Origin of the sequence: Flavobacterium sp. P21, from assembly GCF_050632225.1 — a bacterium.
Classification (GTDB): Bacteria; Bacteroidota; Bacteroidia; order Flavobacteriales; family Flavobacteriaceae; genus Flavobacterium.
Genome location: NZ_CP192585.1, coordinates 1,132,766 through 1,157,703, shown reverse-complemented (window position 1 = coordinate 1,157,703; position 24,938 = coordinate 1,132,766). Strand labels below are relative to the sequence as shown.

The window sequence follows — 24,938 nt, the reverse complement described above, 5'->3', positions numbered from 1 at the left end:
ATTTGTTTCATATTACAAAATAATGCTTTTTTCCGCGGATTTGCACCCAATTAACCAATATTCGGTCACAAAAAAACACTAATTTTGTACCATCTAAAAATGTTGGGAAATCATGTTGGGATTAAAATTAGCTACAGACCCTCGCTGGGTAAATATTGTTGAGTCAAATATCGAAGAAATTTTAACGGATCACGCTTGGTGTGAACAAAAAGCGACTTCAAACGCTATCAGTATTGTCACTTACAACTCTGAAATTGAAGAATTGGTAACCGAAATGCTTGAAATTGCCAGAGAAGAACTGGAACATTTTCAAATGGTTCACAATATTATAAAACAACGCGGACTTACTTTAGGCCGTGAAAGAAAAGATCATTACGTTAATGAACTTTTTAAATTCATGAAAAAAGACGGAAGCCGAAGAGATGCACTTTGCGACCGATTATTGTTTTCGGCCATGATTGAAGCAAGAAGTTGTGAGCGTTTTAAAGTGCTTTCGGAAAATATTAAAGATGAAGAATTAGCAAAATTCTACAGAGATTTAATGATTTCTGAAGCTGGGCATTATACTACTTTTTTAGGATTTGCCAGAAAATACCAAGACAATATTGACATTGACAAACGCTGGAAAGAGTGGATTGAATATGAAGGTTCTATCATTACCAATTATGGTAAAAATGAAACTGTACACGGGTAATTTTTTATGAATATTTTCTAAAAACTAATACCAAAATTGAATATGAGCGCCGATAAAAAGAAATCCATAATATTAAAAATCCTAAAATATCTTGGAATAACCTTTGTTGTTATTATAGGATTATTGTTTTTAACGCCAATTATTTTTGCGGATAAAATTAAAGAACAAATTAAAAAAACAGCAAACGAAAAACTTAGCGCAGAATTGAATTATTCTGATGTTTCCGTTTCGTTTTTTCATCATTTCCCCTCGCTTACATTAACTTTAAGCGATTTAAACCTTAATGGCTCGGCGCCTTATGCAAAGGAAAAATTCATTACAGCAAAAGAAGTTTCTTTTGGAATAAATGTTGCCAGTCTGGTTTTTAGTAAAACGGTAAAAATTGATCAAATTTACTTATCCGATTCTTTTATCAATGTAAAAGTAAATCCTGCTGGTGAAGCCAATTACAACATTTACAAATCTTCAAAACCTTCGGATCCCAAAGACAGCACAGAAACTGCCTTAAAATTGGAACGTATTGAAATCCTGAACAGCAAAATAATTTACGACGACCAGTCAACCAAAGTTCATTTTGATGCTTTTGGCTTCAATTATTTAGGAAAAGGCGACCTGAACAAATCTGTTTTTGATTTGTATTCGAAAGCTAAAATCGAAAAACTGAATGTGATTTACGAAGACGAACCGTATTTGATGAACAAAAAGGTTGATGCTGATTTGATTACTAAAGTAAACGTAAATTCGCTTTCCTTCTTTTTCCAGCAAAACAACTTAAAAATCAATCAACTTGTAGTCGATTTTAAAGGGAAATTTGATTTCTTGAAAGACGGCTACAACATGGATTTTGTCATAAAATCAGAAAACAGCAAGCTCAACGACGTTTTCACCGCGTTTCCGCCAAAATATGTAACCTGGCTTTCTAAAACCGAATTAAAAGGAAATACAAATCTTCTTTTGACATTGAAAGGAGATTATATCGCTTCGCAAAATATTGCTCCAGAACTTGATCTGGATGTAAAAATCGATAGCGGATTTGTAAATTACAACAAAAGCGCTTTCCCGGTCTCAAACCTGAATTTAGATGTTAAAACTAAAGTCCCTAATTTAAATCCGGATCTTGCTGATATCGATGCCAAAAATCTTTCATTAAACATTAATAAAGATTATTTGAAATCGAAATTTCACGTAGTGGGAGTAAATACTCCAAATATTGACGCGGAATTAAAAGCTAAAATCGATCTTGGAAAATTGATGTCAGCACTTGGAATTCCAGACATTGTATTAAAAGGGAATCTTGACGGAGATGCAGTTGTGAATGGAAAATTTGACCAAAAAACAGGCTTTTCCCAAAAACGAAAGGAACAATTAATCTTGAAAATGGTTATTTGAAAACGCCTTATTATCCAAATCCAATTACAAATATTACCGTTAAGTCAAACATCGACAACCAAAAAGGAACTTATGATGATTTGAAAGTGAAACTGAAACCAGCGCAGTTTACTTTTGAAGGAAAGCCTGTTTTTGTTGAGGCAGATTTAAGCAATTTTGATGATTTGACTTATGATATTAAAGCCAAAGGCGAATTGGATGTCAACAAAATCTATAAAGTTTTCTCTCAAAAAGGACTTGATTTAGACGGTTTCGTAAAAGCCGATGTTGTATTAAAGGGAAAACAAAGCGATGCCGAAAAAGGAAATTACAGCAAATTGCACAATAAAGGAACGCTTGAATTGAGAAACATTGGCATTACATCAGAATATCTGCCTAAAAAATTCATTATAAAAGAAGGAATTTTCAAAATCAACCAAGACAAAATGTATTTCAACAACTTTTTGGCCACATACGGAAAGTCTGATTTTACAATGAATGGTTATTTACAAAATGTCTTTAACTATGCCACCACGAATACAGGCGTTTTAAAAGGCTCTTTCAAATCCTCATCACGATATATTAATGTTGATGAATTTATGTCCGAAACAACAGCCGGAACTTCTGTAACAGAAAATGCAACCCCAAAAACGGAAACAAAAACTGGAAATACACAAAGTGGCGTTATTATTATTCCGACAAATCTGAATTTGCAATTTACTGCCAACGCTCAAAAAGTAAATTTTGACAAATTGAACCTTCAAAATGCAACTGGAAACTTGAGCATGAAAAATGGCAAACTGACGATGCAAAATACAGGTTTTGACTTAATAGGTTGCAAAGTAACAATGAACGCCAATTATCAAGCTGTAACACCTCAAAAAGCAAATTTCGACTACGCCATTAAAGCAACGGATTTTGACATCAAACGAGCTTATAATGAAGTTGAAGTATTCAGGAAAATGGCCAGCGCCGCTGAAAAAGCACAAGGAATCGTTTCTTTAGATTATCAATTAAAAGGTCGTTTAAATGCAAATATGGAGCCTGTTTATCCTTCATTGACCGGAGGAGGAACACTTTCTGTTAAAGATGTAAAAGTACGAGGATTGAAGATGTTTAACGCAGTCAGCAAAGAAACCAATTCAGAATCCATGAAAAATCCAGATGTTTCTAAAGTTGATATTAAAACGACGATCAAAAATAATATCATGACCGTAGAACGCTTTAAATTCAAGTTTGCCGGCTTTAGACCAAGAATTGAAGGCACAACAAGCTTAGACGGAAAACTAAACTTAAAAATGCGCTTAGGATTGCCTCCTTTGGGTATTTTCGGAATTCCGCTTACAGTTACAGGAACTCAGGATAATCCAAAAATAAAAGTTGGAAAAAAATCTCAGGATTTGGAAGAAACTAAAGATACCGAGGAATAATATTTTAAATTCTAAATTAAAAAATTCCAAATTCCAATTTTAAAATACTTCTCAACCTTTGCCAAAGTTTAAAACTTTGACAAAGGTTTTTTATTATCAAATTCTCAAAGCAATCTTGTCATCCTGACGGAGGAGGGATCACACTAGAAACACGACAAAGATTGGCGACTTTGATTGCGTAGTCTCGCGTGTGATCCTTCCTCCGTCAGGATGACAAAACTTTGAGCAGAAATTACAAACAAAAAACCCGATCTTTTCAGAACGGGTTTTTTATAAAAAGTAATCTTTGATTATTATGCCTCGAAAGGAATAACAGATACATAAGATTTATTATCTCTTTTCTTTTGGAACTTAACAACTCCAGCTACTCTTGCGTGTAGTGTGTGATCTTTACTGATGTAAACGTTTTCACCTGGATTGTGTTTTGAACCTCTTTGTCTAACGATGATGTTACCAGCAATAGCGACTTGACCACCATAAATCTTAACGCCTAAACGTTTTGATTCTGATTCTCTACCATTCTTCGAACTACCGACACCTTTCTTGTGAGCCATGACGTATGAGTTTAAATATTGTTATTATTCTTTAGTAGTCTCTTTTTTTGCTTTTGGAGTCGCTTTTTTGCTTTTGGAGCTTCTACTTCTTCAGTAGCCGCTTCTTCTGCTACAACTGCTTTTTTAGTCGTCGCTTTTTTAGTTCCTCCTGCCGCAGTAATACCTTCAATTACAATTTGAGTAAGATATTGTCTGTGACCATTTCTTTTTTGTATCCTTTTCTTCTTTTCTTTTTGAAAACGATAACTTTATCACCTTTTAAGTGTTGTAACACTTTAGCTTCTACTGAAGCACCTTCTATAGCTGGGGCGCCTAAAGTTACATTTCCATTGTCATCTAATAAAAGAACTTTATCAAAAGAAACTTTTGAACCTTCTTCATTAGCTAAACGGTGAACATAAACCTTTAAGTCTTTGCTTACTTTAAATTGTTGCCCTGCTATCTCTACGATTGCATACATATCAAATTGATTTATTGATTTTTAAGGTTGCAAATATACAACTAATAATTTACTACGCAATCCCTAAAAGCAAAAATATTTTTTTCATGTTTAACGGCTGTTTTTCAACTCTTTTAAATAATTTCAAAATTAAAAACATAAGTATTTTTCTGTTAATTTTTAATGATATCTGCACAAATCCTCAAATACTTCGCAAAAAACACTATTTTTGAAGTAACTATAATCAACTTTTTGCTACCTACTTGTTTTTAGGTATTATAAAATTATTAATCTAATATGAAAAACTCAATAATGATGTTAAGTGCGGCACTAATGCTTGGCGGAGTAGCGCATGCTCAAAAGGTAGCTTTTGAAGAATACAACTTAGACAACGGAATGCATGTTATTCTGCATAATGATCCATCGGCACCTGTGGTTATTACTTCTGTAATGTATCATGTTGGCTCTAAAGACGAGCGCCCAGATCGTACAGGTTTTGCACACTTCTTCGAACACTTATTATTTGAAGGCACTCAAAATATAAAACGTGGCGAATGGATGAAAATCGTTACGGCAAACGGAGGAGTAAACAACGCTAATACTTCTGATGACAGAACCTATTATTATGAAGTTTTCCCATCAAACAATTTAGAATTAGGTTTATGGATGGAATCAGAAAGATTGATGCATCCTATTATTAATAAAATTGGAGTTGATACGCAAAATGAAGTGGTAAAAGAAGAAAAAAGAATGCGTTATGACAATCAACCTTATGGAAACATTCTTCCAGAAGTTAAAAAGAATATGTTTAAAAATCACCCGTATCGCTGGACAACTATTGGCTCAATGAAAGATCTAGATGCCGCAACTCTTGAAGAATTTCAGGCATTCAACAAAAAATTCTATACGCCAAATAATGCTGTTTTAGTTGTTGCCGGAGATTTCGACAAGACCAAAGCCAAAGAATGGGTTCAGAAATATTTTGGCCCAATTCCAAGAGGTGAAGAAGTTAAAAAACAAACTTATACTGAAGAACCAATTACGCAGACTATAAAAGCAACTTACGAAGATCCAAATATTCAGATTCCGATGGTTGTTGCCTCATACAGAACACCTTCGATGAAAACCAGAGATGCCAGAGTTCTAGATTTGATCTCTTCCTATTTAAGTGACGGAAAAAGTTCAAAGCTTTACAAAAAAATCGTTGATGACAAAAAAATGGCGCTTCAAATTGGTGCAGTTGGCTTTAGCCAAGAAGATTACGGAACGTACATTTTATATGGTTTACCAATGGCTCCAAACACAACGGCAGACATTTTAAAAGAAATGGATGAAGAAATCGTAAAAATCCAAACCGATTTGATTTCTGAAAAAGATTACGAAAAATTGCAAAACAAATTCGATAATAATTTTGTGAATGCGAATTCAAGCGTAGAAGGAATTGCAGAAAACCTTGCTTCGTATTACTTGCTATATGGAGACGTAAATTTGATTAATACAGAAATTGATATTTACCACTCGATCACGAGAGAAGAAATAAGAGAAGTTGCAAAGAAATACTTGAATCCTAACCAGCGCTTGATTTTAGATTATATCCCAACTGCAAAATCTCAAAACTAAGAATTATCGAATCATGAAAAAAATATATCCTTTTTTAATCCTTTTTTCCTAACAGGAATTATGATAGCACAAGATCGTCCACAACCAAAACCAGGAAACGCCCCAGTAGTCAACATCAAAAAACCCCAGACCTTTGTTTTAGCAAACGGAATGAAGGTTTTAGTTGTTGAAAATCACAAATTACCGCGAGTAAGCTTTACGCTAACTCTGGATAACGCACCGTTTACTGAAGGCAACAAAAAAGGTGTCGACGAATTGACCAGCGACTTAATTGGCAACGGAACTAAAAAAACAACAAAAGAAGCTTTTAATGAAGAAATTGATTTTTACGGAGCAAATATCAACTTTACATCACAAGGAGCCTATGCAAGCGCTTTGTCCAAATATTCAGGACGCGTATTAGAACTTTTAGCAGAAGGCGCTTTACAGCCAAATTTTACTCAAACCGAATTTGATAAAGAAAAAGCAAAACTTCTAGAAGGTCTTAAAGCAGACGAAAAAAGCGTTCCGGCTATTTCAAACCGAGTGGTTGATGTTTTAGCTTTTGGAAAAAATCACCCTAACGGCGAGTATCTTTCTGAGGAAACTGTAAAAAATGTTACTCTAGCGGATGTTCAAAACAACTACAACACTTATTTCGTTCCAGAAAATGCTTATTTAGTGGTCATTGGAGACATTAAATTCAAAGAAACAAAAGCCGCAGTTGAAAAATTATTCAGTGGATGGAAAAAGCAAGTCGCACCAAAAAATACATATCCAAATCCAGTGAATGTTTCGAGCTTACAAATTGACTTGGTTGATGTTCCAAATGCTGTTCAATCTGAAATTTCATTAGTTAATACGGTAAATTTGAGAATGAGTGATCCGGATTTTTTCCTGCTGTAATTGCAAACCAAATATTAGGAGGCGATTTCAATAGTTATTTAAATATGAATTTACGCGAACAACACGCTTGGACGTATGGCGCAAATTCAAGCCTTGGAGCCAGCAAATATGTCTCTAAATTCAAAGCAACTTCGGCAGTTCGAAATACAGTTACTGATAGCGCCGTAGTTCAATTTATTAAAGAAATCAAACGAATCAGAACAGAAAGAGTTGATCCAGAAGTTTTACGAAATGTAAAAGCAGGCTACATTGGAAGATTTGTAATGCAAGTCGAAAAACCTCAAGCCGTTGCTCGTTACGCTCTAAACATCGAAACAGAAAAGCTTCCTGCTGATTTCTACGAGAAATACATTCAGACAATAAATAATGTTACTGCAGATGATATTTATCGCGTTGCAAACAAATATTTCCTGCTTGACAATATGCGAATTGTGATTGTTGGAAAAGGATCTGATGTTATTTCTGGCTTGGAAAAACTTCAAATTCCGATTTATTATTTTGATAAATACGGAAATCCAGTTGAAAAACCAGCAACTAAAAAAGAAGCTCCTTCAAGTGTTACAGCACAAACCGTTTTTCAAAATTATATTAAAGCAATTGGTGGCGAGAAAGCAGTAACTTCTGTAAAAACACTTTACATGAACGGAAGCACAACAGTTCCGCAAGCTCCTACTCCACTGACTTTCACTTCTAAATTAGACTCAAAAGGAAAAATGATGGTTTCTCTTGCTATGGGAACTATGAACTTGATGAAACAGGTTGTGAATGAAAAAGGCGCTTATGTTGAACAACAAGGCCAACGCAAAAACCTTGAAGGCGATGACCTCAAAGACATGAAAGCAAATGCCGCACCTTTTGAAGAACTTCAATTAGCAAAAAGAACTGATTTGAAAGTTGACGGAATTGAACCAATCAACGGAAGTGACGCTTATGCAATTAAAGATGGCAAAACAACGTATTTCTACGATATTAAATCTGGATTAAAAGTAGCGGAATCTAAAACACGTGAACAAGGCGGAAAATCGGTTACGCAAATCACAAATTTTAATGATTATAAAGAAGTAAAAGGCGTGAAAGTTCCTTTTAATTTAATTCAGAATGTAGGTTTTGAATTGGATATCAAAATGTCTGATATCAAAATAAACGAAGGAGTTTCTGATGCGGATTTTCTTTAAAAGATTCTAAGATACTAAGGCACTAAGTTGCTAAGGTTTTTTCTCATAGGCTTTGTCAAAGTTTAAAACTTTGACAAAGCTTTTTTATTTACTGAGTTTTGTCAGGCTGAGCGATACCGAGGCTTCGGGAGAAGCCTACTCCAATTGGCGCGCCCTTCGACATCGCTCAAGGTAACATGCGCAAAACTCATAACTCATAATTCATAACTCACAACTATTTCTTAGCCGACAAATAAACCCCAATCAAAATAATAAACGCTCCGAAAAATTGAATTGGCGTGAGCATTTCATTGTCTAACAACCCCCAGAAAAAAGCCACTATCGGAATTAAATAGGTAACTGATGTCGCAAATACCGGCGATGACATTTGGATCAATTTAAAGAACAAAACATTAGCTATTCCGGTTCCTAAAATCCCTAAAATTCCAACAAAAAATATAGAATGCTGTGTTTCTACAAAATGTATTTTTTGGCTAATATCAGTTGTGCTCAGAATAATTAACGCCGGCAAAAGCAGAACCGTAAAATTTCCTGTGGTTATACTAACAGAATTTAAATCGTGTAAATATTTTTTAATCAAATTTACATTGATTGCATAACTAAGCGTTGCAATAACTACAAGCAAAACATATAAATAATTTTGTGTTCCGCCTGCAGAATCTCCGCTTAAAACCAAAAGCAGACAACCAACAAGCCCAACAAAAACGCCTAAAACTTGTCTTTTTTGAAATTGAATTCCGAAAGCCACAATTCCTAAAACCAATGTGTTTAATGGCGTGAGGGAATTCAAAATAGCAACAATTGAACTATTCACCTGAGTTTCTGCAATAGCAAAAAGATAAGCCGGCATAAAAGTTCCAAAAAGTGAAGTTATGGCAACATATTTCCATTGACGACGCGAAATCTTTTTCAAACTATTGAAACCAACAATCAGTAAAAACAGAGCCGCAAAAATAATTCGGAACGAACCTACTTGAATAGCTGTCAAACCAATCAATCCCTTCTTTATCAAAATAAAAGAACTTCCCCAGATTAGAGAAAGAATAGCTAAGTAGATCCACTTTAACTGTTTTGTTTCCATAAATTGTATTTTACTGCAAAATTGTAATTATTTTATGAACTGACCTCTTGGTTTTTATTAATTTTGCAACAAACATATTGACAATCTAAAATCATAAATATGAAATTCACTAAAATATTTGCATCATTAGCTATTGCTGGTTTAGTATTCGTTGGCTGTAAAAAAGAAGAAGATAAAAATTTGGCTAACATAAAACCTTTAGAAACAACCGCAAAAGAACAAAAAGCAATCGTCGCCGAAAATGTTCAAACAGCAAGTTTTGAAATCGAAGGAATGACTTGTGCCATGGGATGCGCTAAAACTATCGAAAAAGAATTATCAAATCTTGACGGCGTTGAAAAAGCAACTGTTGATTTTGACAAAAAAATGGCAACCATAACTTTTGACAAAACGATTCAAAATCAAGAATCTTTGACTAGAGTTGTTCAAGCTACTGGTGACGGTAAAACATATAAGGTTTTGAATTTTAAGTCTTAATTTGAAACTTTACAATTCAAAAAAAGGCGTTCAAATTTGAATGCCTTTTTTTAGTTTATTTTACTGAAAAACAACGCGACCATAAAAGTCGCGCTTAAATTTATCTCAATCTAAATAATATTTTGAATTGCGATAATAACGCTTTTTTCCATTTAAAAAATAGGAATCAATTGCATGACTAATACTGTTGCCAGAACACACAGTATCATAGTCAAAATTTTGAAAAAAATAAAAATATTTTTTGTTTTTGACATCAATAGTTAATCTATAATTACAATCAAGATTTAATTTTTTTCTAAGTTTGAACTTATATTTTGCCGATTTAAATTCTGAAAAGTCAGTGTCTACTTTAGACTTGTATTCAAATTTCACTGACTCTGAAAAATTTCTTTTGTTATTACAGTATTCTTCTAAAACTACACCATCAGTTTGATTTAAATCTAGTTTTGTTATCATTTCTGGGCTAAACTCAAGTAAATCTTTTTCTTTTTTATCAACACAATTCATCAAAAGCAAAAAAGTAATAAATAAGATTTTTTTGTTTTTAAATTTAGTGATTTCAATTTTCATACTTTATTATCTGGTTGACTAATGTGAATTATAAAATAAATATCAAATGGCTCGCATGAACTCAAAAAATTATATCCAAAAAAAGGAATCCGATTTGGATTCCTTTCTTCTTTATTTCCACTTCAGAGTTTCCATAATTCTCTGCATATCATTTTTAATATAACTCACAGCCGGCATAACTGAATCAAAATTAGGCTTGGCATAAAAATAAACCGAACCAATTAAAAAGTGTTTTGTACTATCCGTAACGTAAAATTGTGAGTTTGTAGCGGCGTTTCCATCAACTTGATAAAACATTCCGTAAACCTTTTTTCTTGATTTAAATAAGGCTGTTCTAGAATATCATCGGCTTTAATTACGTGCTCGTAGGTAAGTTTCTGTGCATCTTTCAAAAGCTTATTAATATCTCCGTGTACAGGTTTGTATGTCAAGTAAATCGTAGCTTTCATTTTTGGATATGTAATTGCAAATCCGCATTCTTTCTCACCTTTAATTACCGCATCTTCGTTCATATCAAAAGCAAACGGACAAGTATTTTCAAAATGAACATATTTTGCCTCTGGATAATCCAAACGCAGAAAACTTGCCGGTTTTGGCAAAACATCATCTTTACAGCTTACCAAAGTTAGCGTCAATATAATTACTGTCGCTGAAATTATCTTTTTTAACATCTTAATCTATCGTTACTTTTATTTGTTTTACACGCTTTTTGTCAACTGTTTCTATTGTAAAAACACAGTTTTCAAAAGCTATTTTTTGATCTTTTTTCGGAAAATTCCCTAAAATTTCTAGAATAAATCCGGCCAGCGTTTCGGCTTCGCCTTTGCGCGCATCAAAAACATCTTCATCAACATCTACGATTCGGTAAAAATCCTTCAGGTTTATTTTTCCTTCAAAAAGAAAATTCTTTTCATCAATCTGCGAGAAATTCAAATTTTCATCATCAAACTCGTCACTGATATCTCCTACTATTTCTTCAATAACATCTTCTAAAGAAACTAATCCAGAAGTTCCGCCATATTCATCAACTACAATCGCCAAATGACTTTTAAGACTCTGAAAATCCTTCAATAAATTATCCAATTTTTTATTCTCAGGAACAAAAAACGCTTCTCGCATTAATGAAGTCCAATCAAATTCTTCTTTATCAATATGAGGCAATAAATCTTTTACGAACAAAACACCTTCAATCTGATCGATATTATCTCGGTAAACTGGAATTCTAGAAAATCCGCTTTCAATAATTTTTGGATAAATTTCTGCGAATGTTTCTGAAATTTCCAAAGCAAAAACATCAATCCTCGGACTCATAACTTGCTTCGTATCGGTATTTCCAAAAGAAACAATTCCTTCCAGAATTTTCTGTTCTTCGGTTGATGTACCTTCAGAATCTGTAAGTTCGAGCGCCTGAGAAATTTGATTTATTGAAAAACTATTCTTCTGCTTCCCTAATTTACGTTGCAAATATAAGGTAACAGCACGCATTGGCAAACTGATAGGCGAAAGTAATTTGTCTAAAAAAGCAATAGGATAAGCAAAACGTTTTGCAAATTTTAAATTGTTTCGGCTTGCATAAACTTTCGGCAAAACTTCTGCAAATAATAAAATAAGAAAAGTCACTAAAACCACTTCTAAAAAGAATTTAAAAGCAGGCGAACTTATATGCGAAAAAATATTTCGGCCAATAAAAGAGAACAAAATAACAACTCCGATATTTAGAAAATTATTAGCAACTAAAAGCGTTGCAAGTAATTTCTTAGGCTTATCCAAAAGATTGGAAATAATTTTTCCTTTGGAGGGATTTTCATGCACCGCTTCGTCGATATCCTTTTGTGATAGTGAAAAAAGAGCAACTTCGGCACCTGAAACAATGGCTGATAAAAACAGCAAAATAAATATTCCGACAAAACCAATAATCAAATTGATGTCTAAAGTAGTAGATAAAAGTAAACTGGGCTCTGGGTCCAAATTAAAAAAGATTAGTTAAACAATTAGAAAGGCAAGTCGTTTATAGGCAAGCTTTCGTTTGAAGCGTCAAAGTTAGTATTTTTTGCTGATTCCTGATCCTGATGTGGCTTATGATTTCCGGTTTCTTTTTTGGTAGTCAGGAAAGTAAACTCAGTAACCTGAATTTCTGTAGTATATTTTGTGGTGCCGTCTTCTGCCTGCCATTGACGGGATTTTATACGACCCTCAACATATATTTTATCTCCTTTAGACAAATATTTTTCACAAATTTCAGCGGCTTTGTTGCGTACAACTAAATTATGCCACTCTGTCGAAGTTATTTTTTCATTAGTGGTTTTATTAATGTAAACTTCGTTTGTGGCCAGCTGAAAACGTCCTATGCAGTTTCCTCCATCAAAATAATGCATTTTTACATCATCTCCCAAATGGCCAATTAGCATCACCTTATTTAATGTTCCGTTCATAGTTTTTGGTAGTATTTCTCCCAAAGATACATTTTTTAGCAATTTAATTCTTGCTTTTCAATAAAATTATATATCACAATTGGAAAAGGAAAATTTTTTAACTCATTGATGTTCACGCCATTCCGTAGTTCTTCACTAATTTTCACCTTCCAGAACTGAATATGCAAGTGCTGATGCGAAAGTTTGTGAATTACAGTGGTTTCTGCGCATTCTTCTATACCTATAATAGTATAGGAGGAAAAAATATCATTTTGTATCGCTTTTGACACCAAATCAAAACCAACAATTTCATCGGTCTCCAAAAGTGGAAACTCATATAAATTATGCCAAATTCCCTTGGCTGTTCTTTTCTGGATTAAGGTATTCCCCAAAACATCTTCTAAAACCAAATAATTAAAAAAGCGATTGGTCACTTTTGTCTTTTTCAATTTCACAGGCAAAACTGCTACTTTCTTTTTTTGCAACGCAAGCACAGCTTCCGTTAAAATCACAAACCATACAATTGGGATTTTTCGGAACACATTGCAGGGCGCCAAATTCCATTATCGCTTGATTGAAGATTGCTGGATTATCTTTTGGCATTAATTCAAAAGCCAATTCGGTAAACTCTTTTTTGTTGCCGGTAATGCAATATCTGACTCTATATCAAAATAACGAGAAAGCACCCTGAAAACATTTCCGTCGACAACTGGAACAGCTTCATTATAAGAAAAAGAAGCAATTGCGGTACGCTGTATATTCACCAACACCTTTAAGCTTTAAAAGTTCTTTATAAGAATTTGGAAAAACTCCATTTAGGTCATAAGCAATATATTGAGCGGTTTTATGAAGATTGCGAGCCCTTGAATAATAACCTAAACCTTGCCAAAGCTTTAAAACTTTTTCTTCTGAAGCATCGGCCAAATCTTTTACCGTAGGAAATTCCTTCTTAAAGGCAAAAAAATAAGGCATTCCTTGAGCAACACGCGTTTGCTCGCGACGATAATTTCTGAGAGCCAAATATGGTACGGATTGGCCGTTTTGCGCCACGGCAAATCACGCTTGTTTTGTAAATACCAATTTATCAGTACGTTATGAAAATCCATTTAAAAATACTTAGAAAACAAAAGTAAATGTTTATGTAATTAAAATTTAACGATTTAGCTTGATTAATTATTTTTTTAATTCCTATATTTGCAAACTCAAAAAAATAGTACATCATTTATAAAATAAAATAGGAAAGAAAATGACGAAAGCAGATATCGTAGCGAAAATTTCAGAGAAACTTGGTCTTGAAAAAGGAGATGTTCAAGCAACAGTTGAAACTTTTATGGAAGAAGTTAAGACTTCATTGGAAACTGGTGACAATGTTTACCTAAGAGGTTTCGGAAGCTTTATCGTTAAAACAAGAGCTGAGAAGACAGGTAGAAACATTTCAAAAAACACTACAATCAAAATTCCAGCACACAACATCCCTGCGTTTAAACCTGCAAAAGTTTTTGTAGAAGGAGTAAAAACGAACAACGAAGCAAAATAATACTATTAATTAACATAAAATCTGACACGATATGCCAAGTGGTAAAAAAAGAAAGAGACATAAGGTAGCTACTCACAAACGTAAAAAAAGAGCGAGAGCTAACCGTCATAAAAAGAAAAAGTAGTTTTAAACTACTTTTTTCTTTTTAAACGTTCATTGAAATTGGAGTTTGATAGTCTCAGTCACAGATTACAGTTTGCGGCTTAAAACTGCTTACTGAAACTGAATACTGGCAACTAACTCCACCGGGTTAATACCTGTTAAAAATATTGTTTAATCCATCTGTAGATAAGATTTTAGATTTTAGATTTCAGATTTTAGATTTTTATAAGTCTATATTCTTTTTTCTTTCTTCTATTTTCTGAAAAAACAGATAAAAATTTACAGTGTGAATAAAGAATTAATCATTAGATCTAGTTCTGAAGCAGTAGATTTTGCCTTATTAAAAGATGGAAAACTAATTGAATTACACAAAGAAGAAGAAAAAAGCAACTTTCAGGTTGGTGATATTTTTATTGCCAAAATCAGAAAACCAGTTGCTGGACTTAATGCCGCTTTTGTGAATGTAGGCTTCGAAAAAGATGCCTTTTTACATTATCACGATTTGGGTCCAAATCTAGCTTCCCAACTGAAATTCATAAAACTTGTAAGCGCAGGTAAATTAAAAGATTTCTCCCTAAAAACCTTTCAGTTTGAGAAAGAGATTGACAAAGATGGCATCATTACTGATATTTTAAGTGCCAATCAATCTGTCTTAGTTCAAGTAGTTAAAGAACCTATATCAACCAAAGGCCCAAGAATAAGTGCTGAGCTTTCTCTTGCCGGAAGATTTATCGTTCTAGTTCCTTTTTCTGATCGCGTTTCTATTTCTCAAAAAATAGAAGACAAAAAAGAAAAGGATCGTCTAAAAAAACTTGTTCTATCGATCAAACCTAAAGGATTTGGTGTTATTGTTCGTACAGTAGCCGAAGGCAAAAACGTAGCCGAATTAGAAAAAGATTTGCAGAACCTGCTTGGCAGATGGTCTGCAATGTGTAAAAAATTACCAACTGCTCATCATCCATCAAAAGTATTAGGAGAGCTTAATAGAGCTTCTTCAATATTAAGAGATGTATTCAACGATACCTTCAGCGGTATTCAAATAGATGATGAAGAGTTGTACCATCAAACGAAGGAATATTTGCAAGAAATTGCACCTTCAAAACAATCGATTGTTAAGTTTTATCAATCAAATGACACTCCGATTTTCGAGAAATACAATATAGAGAGACAAATCAAAACTTCTTTTGGCCGAACTGTTTCTATGAGTAAAGGTGCTTATCTTATCATTGAACACACTGAAGCATTGCACGTTATAGACGTCAATAGCGGAAACCGTTCAAACAAAGCAACCAACCAGGAAGACACTGCCATGGAAGTTAATATGATTGCCGCAACGAGAAATCGCAAGACAATTACGTCTTCGAGATATGGGCGGGATAATCGTAGTTGATTTTATCGATATGTCTAATCCTGAAAACAGGAAAGTCTTGTTCGACTTCTTGCGAGAAGAAATGAGCGACGATAAAGCAAAGCATAAAATATTACCGCCAAGTAAATTTGGACTTGTCCAGATTACAAGACAGCGCGTAAGACCAGAAGTTAATATCAAAACCAGAGAAGAAGATCCTGATAAAATTAATGGTGAAATTGAAGCGCCAATATTAATAATTGACAAGATCGCCGCTGATTTAGAAAGACTTTTAAAAACCCACAATAAAGTTGTGCTTAATACACATCCGTTTGTGGTCGCATACCTCAGCAAAGGTTTTCCATCATTACGTTCAAAATGGTTTTTTGAACATAAAAAGTGGGTGAAAATCATACCTCGTGACGCTTACACGTACTTAGAATACCATTTCTATGATAAAAAAGGAAATGTTATTTCAGAATAAAAAACAAAACCGCCTTTCGAAAGATTGGCGGTTTTTTTGTGGATTTATTTTTCGTTGCGAATTTCACGAATTTGCACGAATTAATTTGTGTCAATTGGTGTAATTCGTGGCGAAAACTATTCTCGAACTATTTCAATGCTTCTAAAAACTGATGTCACCCTGAGCGGAGTCGAAGGGCGCTCCAATTGGCACGTGGGCTTCTCCCGAAGCCTCGGGATCGCTCAGCCTGACAATTGGTTATTATTCTCTCACAATCTCAATTCTGCGTCTAATTTCATTACCTGAAGCATCTACAACCGTGATATAATGAATTCCTGTTATCGGGGTAATTGGCAGTTCATGAAACGTTTTGGTTGTAGCTTTATAAACATCATCTACATACCAAAACAATTCTTTATCTCTTTCAGAATAAGCCACTTTTAAAATAACCGGCTGAACGTTACTATTAAAATCTTTTGTCAAATAGATTTTACTGTTAGCTTTTGGATAAATAAAATCCATTGTTGTGGTTTGCGTTCCTTCACAACCTTCTTTAAAAGGTGGCAATGGCAAATATTCTATATGCTGGCTTTTATAATACCAAGCCATAACTGGAGGCAATACAAACCAATTTTTAGTCACAATATCCTCAACACTTTCACAACTGCTGTTTACCTGAAACTGCTCTGTTTTATCTAAATGAATCGTTTTATGATACGGACAAACTTTAGTCGATTTTCCTTTTTTAGCAACCCATTGCTTGATTTTCTGACAATTATCTTTTGCGAGATAACCGCTTAATCGACAAACCTCAACTTCTGCCAAATCTTTGTAAGGCGTATCAAACCACCTTTGTCTTGGCAATAAATTAAAAACATCGAACAAAATTGGTGCGGCGCTTGTAACTCCAGTCAAAGTTGGTCTTCCTTCCCCTGTTGCATTTCCAACCCAAACACCAACGACATATCTTGAATTTGTCCCAATGGCCCATGCATCTCGATTTCCGAAACTGGTTCCTGTTTTCCAGGCAATCTTTAACGAGCTGTCATAAAACTTCCATGCTTCATCTCCTTCGGGTCTATTTACTTCCTCCATTGCATTGTAAGTCAACCAAATTGATCCTGCGCCCAAAATATTCTTCTGATCAGTTTCGGCACCAAAATCGGACTTAAAATCATTTTTATAATTCAATTCTGTGAATTCATTTGTTCTGTATTTTGCATGATTTTTAGCAAAGTAATTTAACGTTGAAGATAAATTAGCATAGGTTCTGCACAAATCCCAAAGATTACTTTCCGCACCACCCAAAATAAGCGACAAACCATAATGATCTGGCGTTTTGTTAATATTCTTTAATTTGAATTTCTGCAACTCTTCATAAAACTTATTTACCCCAAAATCCTGAAGCATTAAAACTGCAGGAATATTTAACGAGCGAGACAATGCACGATGTGCCGGAACTGCTCCATCAAAAGTGAGATTGAAATTCTGAGGTGTATATCCTGAAATCTGCGTTGGAATATCGGCAACTAAAGTATTCGGCAATAATTCGCCATCATCAAGCATCGAGCCGTATAAAAGCGGTTTCAAAATACTTCCTGTACTTCTCGGTGCATCAATAATATCAACATCTTTTTGGTGATCTGCATCAGCTGGAGAATTTCCAACATAACTCATTACATTTCTGTTTTGAACATCAATGACCAAAATAGCCAGATTATGAACTTCATTCTGCTTGTACTGATTGTAATAGTATCTTGCAATTTGATTTACGCGATTTTGCAAAGCGTAATCAATAGTTGTTTTTACTCTCGTTCCTTCTTCATTTTTGGCTACTCTTTGCAATAAATGAGGCGCAATTTGTGGCAGATCATAAGGTTTTTGAGGCAGAGGCTCTTCAATAGACAATTCGTATGTCTGCTTGTCGATTATACCTTCTTGATGTAATTTTAATAAAAGTCGGTTTCGTTTGTTTAATAGTTTTATTTGATTTTTTCCTGGATAAATTAAACTTGGTGCATTTGGCAAAACAGCCAAAACTGCATTTTCTGCCCAAGATAATTGATTGGACTGAACTCCAAAATAACGCCAAGAAGCCATTTCCAACCCAACAACATTCCCTCCAAATGGTGCGTGCGCTGCGTACATTTCGAGAATTTCGTTTTTAGAATAGCCTAATTCTAATCGTGTAGCAAGAATTATCTCGATTATTTTCTCAAAGTAGGTTCTGTTTTTTCCTTTTCGGGATAATCGGATAACTTGTTGTGTCAAGGTGCTCCCGCCTCTGACTACTTTTCCTGCTTTTTTGTTTTGTTTAAAAGCATTTACCATTGCGCCCGGATTGAATCCCGGATGTTTGTAGAAGTATTCGTCTTCAAAATAAACAATGCATTTTTTGAATTTGTCTGGAACACTGTCTTGTGCAGGAAAACGCCATTGACCGTCACGGGCAATTTTAGCTCCTAGAAGTTCTCCCTCTTTGCTCTCAATTACGGTTGAATACGGTTCTTTGAACAAAGTTCTGGGTATCGAGAAATAGTAAATCAGCAAGAGCAGAAATGCAATTGCCGATTTTATTTTATTTCTTTTAATCCAGTTTATAACGCGCTGAAGAAACGCTTTTAATTTATTTTTCAATACTGATTTATTTTTTAACCGCAAAGACGCAAAGTTCGCAAAGTTTTTCTCTCGCAGATTCCGCAGATTGGGCAGATTTAATTTTTATCTGCTTAATCTGCAAAATCTGCGGGAGACCTTTTATCACAAAGATTTTTTGCCACAGATTAAATTGATTCGCACAGATTTTCAAAAATCCTTTTTATCCATTAATCTGTGGCTAATAAATTTACTTCACAACCTCAACCCAGAATCCTTTTGTTCTAGCTAGGAAAGTATTATCATACATCGCTTCGCATTGCAAGCCTGGTAAATAGTAATTTCCTAAGTATGATGCATTCAGCAATATTCTGAAAACTTTAGTTTCTCTAGATTTCATTCCGAAATAGAAGTTTGTTCTGTCATCACGAATATCTATGTAATCAGCAATGTTATTTACAGCATCTCCATAATCTGTGAAACGAGTATTTACAATTTCGAATCCAGAAGGCAGAATCTGCGATAATGCTACATTTTGAACACTTTCTCCTCTTTGATTTTTAATTGTAACCTCAGCGACAAATTCCGTTCCTTGATTGATTTTCGAAACATTGATTACGCTTCCTTTTCTGTTTTTGAAGACAATTGAAGCCGTAACATCACTTTGAACTGCGTTTTCTTTTCCAATTGGCAGAATTCCTGTATTCAACACACGCACATAAACCGTATTATTTTTATTGTTTTTCAGCGTAATACTGTTTGCTCCGCTTGCAACAGACAAACTGCGATCTGCAATTGTTTTTTGTGTATTTATCATTTCTCCTTTACCATTTTTGCTAAACTGAATATTGATTCCTTTTGGACCGTTGCTTACTGCAAACTTCGACATTGCATACAAGCAATAAGCCGTAGTTTGTGTACTCATCCATTGATTGGCTGACATTTCTTTGGCTAATCTACTCGCCATTGCAAACGCTTTTTGTTTTTGATCTAAAAGCAACATTGTTTCTAAAGCCATTGCTCTGTTTCGTTCGCTTGAACCGTAGTAATAATAACTGTAACCATCAGAATCACCATCAATACTTGTATTTAAAAACAAACTTTGCCCTGCCGATTTTTGTCCGGCTAAGACATACGCGGCGACCAAACGAAGCTTACTTTCATTCGAAATTCCTTTTGTTTCGCGAAGTCGATTCATTGAGGATAAATCAGCGTTTCCTGCTAAAGCCAATGTGTATAATCTGTAAGCTTGAGCTAGATCATTTCCGTATTTTGACTCAAAACGCCATTGTTTTGCTTCTTTTTGTTGATACGAAAGCCATTTTGATTTGAAATTAATTGGCAATACATATCCTTTTTCTCTGCTTCAATCAAGAAATGTCCAGCATAAGATGTCCCCCAGTCGTCTGCAACTGCATTTCCCTGCCAGTAAGGCATTCCGCCATTAGACAATTGAAAACTTCCTAATCTTGCAATTCCTGCTGTAACGTTCTTTTGAATTAATCCTTTACGAATCGCATCAATATCAGCAACGTCTCCTAAATATAATTGCGGGAAAACAGATGAAGTAGTTTGCTCCACACAACCATGTGGGTATTGAATTAAGAATTGTAATCTTCCATTCAAATTCATCGATGGCATAGACGAAACTTCTAATCTTGCTTTATTGCTTCCGGCAACCCCAAATGTCTTCCACGAAAGTGTTTTAGTACTGTTTGGAGTTAAAACAACATCCGTAAATGTACTCGTAACCGGATTTGGATTTGTCATATCAATTTCAACATCGTAACTTGATTTTTCATTTCCTGATATTGCAATTACCTGAACTTTTGCAATTCCCGTTGCAGAACCAACCACTAAATTGAAATACGCCATTTTCTCATCTGGTTGTGCAAAACTCAATTTCTGAACTGGGCTTCCTGCAATTTGCAAACCATTGCTTGTTTTAATCTGAACGGTAACATTTTTGATTTTATTCTCGGTTACAAAAATCGCTACTGGAATTGTCACTTTTTCTGATGGCGAAATTTTTCTCGGTAACGAAGCCAAAACCATTAATGGACTTTTAACCGGCGTAGCTTTTTCGACACTTCCATAAGCGCTTGTATTCGCATCTCCAGCCACAACCATTGTTCGAACCGACCCAATATATTTTGGCAATTTTAGTTGATGTGATTTTGTTTGTCCTTTTTCTAATTTAAATGGTCCGTAATACAATACAACGGGTTTGAAACGGTTTGCTTTTTTAGCTTTTCCGCCTCCTAAATCCTGATCTCCACCAATACTGAAAATCTGATTTATTTTTCCGCCATAAGCGCCAATAACATCATCATAAATATCCCATGTTTTTACTCCTAAAGCTTCACGAACATAGAAACTATCCCATGCATTTGGTGTTTTAAAACGTGTTAAATCCAAAAGCCCTTCATCGACAACTGCGATTGTATAGGTCATTTCCTTACCTGATTTTTCACCTACTTTAACTGTAAATGGTTGTTCTGGCTTTAAAACATCCGGCATATTAATGGTGGGTGCCAAAATCGTGTTTTTGTCTACAACTTCAATCGGAACGATTCCATACATACGAATCGGCGAATCATTTTTGGTTGAAGCATGAGGTTGTAATAACGTAATATTAAAATACACATTTGGCGCCATTGCTCCTGTAATTGGAACTTCAACTTTGGTTTCTCCATTTTTTGTTTTTGCCCAAAGCGTTTGCACTACTTTTGATCCGTTTTCTATCGAAATCAAAGCACGTCCACCTTCACTTGAAGGAAAAGAAATTTGTGCTTTTTCTCCAACGGCATAATTTTTCTTGTCTGTAGAAAACACCAACATATTCGCTGTCGAAGCATCTCTGTTACGTGTTTTTCCAGACCAGATTGGCCAATCAATGTTTACTGTCAAAGCTGTTGCATGTCCGTCTGCACTATCTGAAACACGAATCAAATAACGTCCCCATTCTTCATCAGTCAATGAAAAATGAACACTTCCTTTTCCGTTTGAATCTGTATTGATCACAAATGTTTTATAAGAAGTAGTTGCGTTCGAAGAATTGTAATTTGACAAATTATCGCTTGAAGAATCCCACCACCAGCGCCAATCTACTTTGAACACTTTTACTTCCAAATTTCTAACCGATTTTGGCCTTCCATTTTCATCAACAGTCACAATATCAAAACGATTATCCGTTCTGGTTTCAAGCATGTTGTATTTATTAAGTTCTGGCGATTTAATTCCTACATATGTTTTATATGGCGAATAAGTTGTTGCCACAACATCGGTACTGAAATCTCCGCCTTCTTCATATACTTTTGTGATGAATGAAGCGCGAAGCATCCCCGGCGCTTGGCCTTGTAATTTTGGTTGAATATTTACCGAAGCTTTTCCGTTTTCATTTAATTTTCCAGAAAAAACATTGATTTCTTCTGTACTAAATTGGCGTACCAAATCATCAAAACTATATTTCTCATAACCTTTAAATGTTGTTGCTTGTTGCGAAAATTTAGCCTGCATTTCTACATTCAGATTCTTCGCAATTGCGCCATGAAGCCATGTCACTTCGAGATTATCTGTATTTGGATACGACGATGAAAGCGTAGCTCTTGTAAATGTATTTTTGATTTTTAAACGATTCGGTTTTATCGTTTCAATCTTGATGCTTTTATAAAATTTCGCACCTCCAACGCTTACCATCGCTTCCCAATTTCCTGTTGGCGCATCTTGGTTTGTTGGAACTATAAAAGCATAATGATTTAAATCATTTGTTTTTTGAACAGTTTGATAAACTGTTTTTCCATTCGGGTCGTTCAATCTAAATTTTATTGGATGCGATTTCGGAAGTTTATTTGTCGCATCATTCAAAATAAATGACAAATACAAATTATCGCCCGGACGCCAAACACCTCTTTCTCCGTAAATAAATCCTTTTAAGCCTTTTTGCAAAGTCTCTCCTGCTACATCAAAATTACTTACTGATAATGAAAGTCCGTCATCCAATTTCACATAAGTCGATTGATCTCCTAAGGTAACAATTGCAAAATAAGCGAATTTATCCAATTGGAAAGATGCAATTCCTTCACTGCTTGTTGCCTCTGTTCCAATTTTTTGTTGTTGGAAATTATACAAATCCACTCTCGCATTCGAAACTGGTTCGGTCGTAACAATATTATTTACAGCAAATAAGTACGATTTATTTTCTCCTCTTTTGGCAATTACACCCAAATCAGAAGCTAAAATATTAGTTGCAATTTTTGCATTATAAAAATAAGAATTCGAGCAAGGATCTTGGCTTTCTCTCCACTCATAATCATCATAATAGTAATCGTCATAGGAGTTGCCACTATAGTTTACGTCATTTTCATCAACTTCTTCCTCGTCTTCACTTTCGTTTTGATCTCCATCTGATGTTTCACATTTATAAAGCGAATATTTCTTTTTGTATTCAAATTCTACTCTATAAATCGCTCCTGGTTCAGGTTTGATAATTTTGGATAAATCCAATGCAAAAGTGTTCCATTTACTTGGATTCGTTAATTTACTTTCGACCAAATTAAGCGTTGTTTTCGCAACAGGTTGGGCGACCTTTTTAAGATTTTGCCCTCCATTCAATTCATTATATTGCAAAAACTGCAGAATATTATTTTTGTAGATTTTATAAACCTTTACATCAACAGCTCTTAGATTTACGGCCTCAAAATTTAGTTTTAAATTGTTTGAACTTGGCAAAATTGTTCCATTTTTAATAAAACGAACACTTGGCTTTATTTGATCAAAGGAAATTTTCTCAGAATAATTTGCATCCAGTTTTTTGCCATATTGGCTCTCAATTCCTTGAAAAACTTCTACTAATAAATCGCCTACTACGATTTGTTCTGGTTCAGTTTCTTCCTCTTGAACCACTTCAACGGGCTCCGAAACTACCGCTACGGCACTATCAACTATCGCGACTGTAGAATCAACAAGTGAAACTGCCGTTTCTTCAACCGGAATAACTTCTTCTTTTTTTGCAGGAGCTTCTTTTTCATTATTAAAATAAACTTTCAGCAAATTTCCATCTGTAGAAAATTTCAGATTATTGGTATTTTGAATCGAAACCAAACCTTTGAAATCCTGTCCTTTCTCTAAAGGTTCAGAAAAATTTATCAAAACCGACTGATTGCTCCCTTCCGGAACTTCAACTTTTACAATTTTAAATTCATTAATAGTTGTAATCGGGAAATCGATCTGCCCTTTTTGATCAATATCAAAATCACTTCCATCGTATAGAATTTCCAAATTAGAAGCTTCAGAAAAACGCTGAATACTATCAATAATAAAATGGAATTCTTTACCAAAGCCTGATTTTTGGTCAAATTTTATTTTAAGATTATTCCCTTTTTGTTTGGCTTCAACAAGCTTTTTTGCTGTTTCTACATCAATATTATCAGCTGTTTTTAAAACACAGTTCAAGTACTGGTATTCTTTGCTGTACGATTGAATATCGGCAGTATTAATTGTAAAATCCTGTTTTATTGTTTTTACTGTAAAGTTGAATTCGGAAAGCTCTTTTTCTTTCTCCTTCGGAAGTGTAATAAGCTTATTAAGCTTTAAAGTTACCTGATACTCTGTACCTGGTTTCAGCTTTTTTCTGGAATAAAAGCAATTGTATTTGACGAAAGCGCAACTACTTTTCCGTCAACGCTTGGCGAAATATCAAACAAATCGCTGTCTAGTTCTTGATTGGCCTTCCATTCTTTTTTATCAAAAGCCAAAACCACCCTTATATCAGATTCCGACGAGACTATGCCTCCCGTGAAACTGACTATATACTCTTTAAATAATGAAAAATCAGAATTAAAATCGGTCGCTGATTTTCTGCCGCAAGATTGAAAAATAAAAAACACACAAAACACGAGAACTAATCCTTTTGCTTTCACTTTTATTTAGAGTTAATGGTTACAATTTTAAAGAAATCAGAGAACATTTTAACATTTGACTGTTACAACCATAACTATCAAATGATAAATATATTGTAGTAAATATAGAATATTTTCCAAGCTTTTTTAAGAAGAAATTTCTTTAATTGTAAATTTAACTTTTGTTGAAGTTTAAAAGCTATTTTTAGGATAGGCAAGAAGAATTTTAGGCTTTCTATTTGCTAAAACAGCACAGTTTTCATCTTTTAAAAAATGACTTATTTCAAGT

Annotated in this window: 14 protein-coding genes and 5 pseudogenes; 9 read left to right on the top strand and 10 right to left on the bottom strand. The window is 34.3% G+C overall.

All coding sequences use genetic code 11. From position 1 onward, the window contains the following. Positions 1 to 112: 112 nt before the first annotated feature. Genes ACQ9BO_RS05610 through ACQ9BO_RS05600 form a run of 3 tightly spaced genes read left to right on the top strand, consistent with a single transcriptional unit; the run spans position 113 to position 3,492 of the window. Positions 113 to 694: a tRNA-(ms[2]io[6]A)-hydroxylase gene (locus ACQ9BO_RS05610; RefSeq protein ID WP_431243936.1), complete on the top strand. Its 582-nt coding sequence runs from the start codon at positions 113 to 115 to the stop codon at positions 692 to 694. 42 nt (positions 695 to 736) lie between these two features. Next, positions 737 to 2,083, top strand: a complete 1,347-nt coding sequence (locus ACQ9BO_RS05605; RefSeq protein ID WP_431243935.1) for an AsmA family protein — start codon at positions 737 to 739, stop codon at positions 2,081 to 2,083. Beyond that, a complete protein-coding gene (locus ACQ9BO_RS05600) occupies positions 2,080 to 3,492 on the top strand; it encodes an AsmA-like C-terminal region-containing protein (RefSeq protein ID WP_431243934.1) in 1,413 nt (470 codons plus the stop codon). The genes ACQ9BO_RS05605 and ACQ9BO_RS05600 overlap by 4 nt, the downstream gene beginning before the upstream one ends. 293 nt (positions 3,493 to 3,785) lie before the next feature. On the opposite strand, the gene rpmA is transcribed toward ACQ9BO_RS05600, so the two are convergent. Further along, complete coding sequence (gene rpmA / locus ACQ9BO_RS05595) at positions 3,786 to 4,046, bottom strand: 50S ribosomal protein L27 (RefSeq protein WP_431243933.1); 261 nt, start codon at positions 4,044 to 4,046, stop codon at positions 3,786 to 3,788. A gap of 24 nt (positions 4,047 to 4,070) precedes the next feature. Beyond that, positions 4,071 to 4,506 (bottom strand): annotated as a pseudogene (rplU, locus tag ACQ9BO_RS05590) (50S ribosomal protein L21). A 276-nt stretch (positions 4,507 to 4,782) separates the two neighbouring features. On the opposite strand from rplU, the gene ACQ9BO_RS05585 reads away from it, so the two are divergent. Genes ACQ9BO_RS05585 through ACQ9BO_RS05575 form a run of 3 tightly spaced genes read left to right on the top strand, consistent with a single transcriptional unit; the run spans position 4,783 to position 8,165 of the window. Further along, on the top strand, positions 4,783 to 6,105 hold the full coding sequence (locus tag ACQ9BO_RS05585) for a M16 family metallopeptidase (RefSeq protein ID WP_320569801.1): 1,323 nt from the start codon (positions 4,783 to 4,785) through the stop codon (positions 6,103 to 6,105). A gap of 60 nt (positions 6,106 to 6,165) precedes the next feature. Beyond that, on the top strand, positions 6,166 to 6,990 hold the full coding sequence (locus ACQ9BO_RS05580) for a M16 family metallopeptidase (protein WP_431243932.1): 825 nt from the start codon (positions 6,166 to 6,168) through the stop codon (positions 6,988 to 6,990). A 44-nt stretch (positions 6,991 to 7,034) separates the two neighbouring features. After that, positions 7,035 to 8,165, top strand: coding sequence for a M16 family metallopeptidase (locus ACQ9BO_RS05575; RefSeq protein WP_431243931.1), 1,131 nt, complete (start codon positions 7,035 to 7,037; stop codon positions 8,163 to 8,165). Between the two features lie 214 nt (positions 8,166 to 8,379). On the opposite strand, the gene ACQ9BO_RS05570 is transcribed toward ACQ9BO_RS05575, so the two are convergent. Next, on the bottom strand, positions 8,380 to 9,246 hold the full coding sequence (locus ACQ9BO_RS05570; protein WP_431243930.1) for a DMT family transporter: 867 nt from the start codon (positions 9,244 to 9,246) through the stop codon (positions 8,380 to 8,382). Positions 9,247 to 9,345: 99 nt separating this feature from the next. Here ACQ9BO_RS05570 and ACQ9BO_RS05565 point away from each other — a divergent pair, with 99 nt between their 5' ends. Next, positions 9,346 to 9,723, top strand: coding sequence for a heavy-metal-associated domain-containing protein (locus tag ACQ9BO_RS05565; protein WP_431243929.1), 378 nt, complete (start codon positions 9,346 to 9,348; stop codon positions 9,721 to 9,723). Between the two features lie 105 nt (positions 9,724 to 9,828). On the opposite strand, the gene ACQ9BO_RS05560 is transcribed toward ACQ9BO_RS05565, so the two are convergent. From ACQ9BO_RS05560 to mutY, 5 genes and pseudogenes are all read right to left on the bottom strand, one after another. Further along, the gene (locus ACQ9BO_RS05560) at positions 9,829 to 10,293 is read right to left on the bottom strand and encodes a hypothetical protein (RefSeq protein ID WP_431243928.1); all 465 of its coding nucleotides are present in this window, start codon (positions 10,291 to 10,293) and stop codon (positions 9,829 to 9,831) included. 111 nt (positions 10,294 to 10,404) lie between these two features. Further along, positions 10,405 to 10,964: pseudogene (gene gldD / locus ACQ9BO_RS05555) on the bottom strand (gliding motility lipoprotein GldD). Between the two features lies 1 nt (position 10,965). Next, on the bottom strand, positions 10,966 to 12,261 hold the full coding sequence (locus ACQ9BO_RS05550; protein WP_431243927.1) for a gliding motility-associated protein GldE: 1,296 nt from the start codon (positions 12,259 to 12,261) through the stop codon (positions 10,966 to 10,968). Positions 12,262 to 12,284: 23 nt separating this feature from the next. Next, positions 12,285 to 12,725, bottom strand: coding sequence for a single-stranded DNA-binding protein (locus ACQ9BO_RS05545; RefSeq protein ID WP_026983816.1), 441 nt, complete (start codon positions 12,723 to 12,725; stop codon positions 12,285 to 12,287). A gap of 35 nt (positions 12,726 to 12,760) precedes the next feature. Beyond that, positions 12,761 to 13,810 (bottom strand): annotated as a pseudogene (gene mutY / locus ACQ9BO_RS05540) (A/G-specific adenine glycosylase). A 140-nt stretch (positions 13,811 to 13,950) separates the two neighbouring features. On the opposite strand from mutY, the gene ACQ9BO_RS05535 reads away from it, so the two are divergent. Continuing rightward, entirely contained in the window at positions 13,951 to 14,241 is a 291-nt protein-coding gene (locus ACQ9BO_RS05535) for an HU family DNA-binding protein (protein WP_007805026.1), read from the top strand. Between the two features lie 388 nt (positions 14,242 to 14,629). Next, a pseudogene (locus ACQ9BO_RS05530) lies at positions 14,630 to 16,175 on the top strand (Rne/Rng family ribonuclease). Positions 16,176 to 16,415: 240 nt separating this feature from the next. On the opposite strand, the gene pbpC reads toward ACQ9BO_RS05530, so the two are convergent. Both pbpC and ACQ9BO_RS05520 read right to left on the bottom strand, forming a co-directional pair. Next, positions 16,416 to 18,791: a penicillin-binding protein 1C gene (gene pbpC / locus ACQ9BO_RS05525; RefSeq protein ID WP_431243926.1), complete on the bottom strand. Its 2,376-nt coding sequence runs from the start codon at positions 18,789 to 18,791 to the stop codon at positions 16,416 to 16,418. A 208-nt stretch (positions 18,792 to 18,999) separates the two neighbouring features. After that, positions 19,000 to 24,670: pseudogene (locus tag ACQ9BO_RS05520) on the bottom strand (alpha-2-macroglobulin family protein). Between the last annotated feature and the right edge of the window lie 268 nt (positions 24,671 to 24,938).

What these genes read in the sequence shown, in the direction of transcription:
- ACQ9BO_RS05580 (WP_431243932.1), top strand. Translation starts at nt 6,166, where the DNA reads ATGATAGCACAAGATCGTCCACAACCAAAACCAGGAAACGCCCCAGTA.
- rpmA (WP_431243933.1), bottom strand. Translation starts at nt 4,046, where the DNA reads ATGGCTCACAAGAAAGGTGTCGGTAGTTCGAAGAATGGTAGAGAATCA.
- ACQ9BO_RS05570 (WP_431243930.1), bottom strand. Translation starts at nt 9,246, where the DNA reads ATGGAAACAAAACAGTTAAAGTGGATCTACTTAGCTATTCTTTCTCTA.
- ACQ9BO_RS05585 (WP_320569801.1), top strand. Translation starts at nt 4,783, where the DNA reads ATGAAAAACTCAATAATGATGTTAAGTGCGGCACTAATGCTTGGCGGA.
- ACQ9BO_RS05545 (WP_026983816.1), bottom strand. Translation starts at nt 12,725, where the DNA reads ATGAACGGAACATTAAATAAGGTGATGCTAATTGGCCATTTGGGAGAT.
- ACQ9BO_RS05535 (WP_007805026.1), top strand. Translation starts at nt 13,951, where the DNA reads ATGACGAAAGCAGATATCGTAGCGAAAATTTCAGAGAAACTTGGTCTT.
- ACQ9BO_RS05610 (WP_431243936.1), top strand. Translation starts at nt 113, where the DNA reads ATGTTGGGATTAAAATTAGCTACAGACCCTCGCTGGGTAAATATTGTT.
- ACQ9BO_RS05565 (WP_431243929.1), top strand. Translation starts at nt 9,346, where the DNA reads ATGAAATTCACTAAAATATTTGCATCATTAGCTATTGCTGGTTTAGTA.
- ACQ9BO_RS05575 (WP_431243931.1), top strand. Translation starts at nt 7,035, where the DNA reads ATGAATTTACGCGAACAACACGCTTGGACGTATGGCGCAAATTCAAGC.
- ACQ9BO_RS05560 (WP_431243928.1), bottom strand. Translation starts at nt 10,293, where the DNA reads ATGAAAATTGAAATCACTAAATTTAAAAACAAAAAAATCTTATTTATT.
- ACQ9BO_RS05605 (WP_431243935.1), top strand. Translation starts at nt 737, where the DNA reads ATGAGCGCCGATAAAAAGAAATCCATAATATTAAAAATCCTAAAATAT.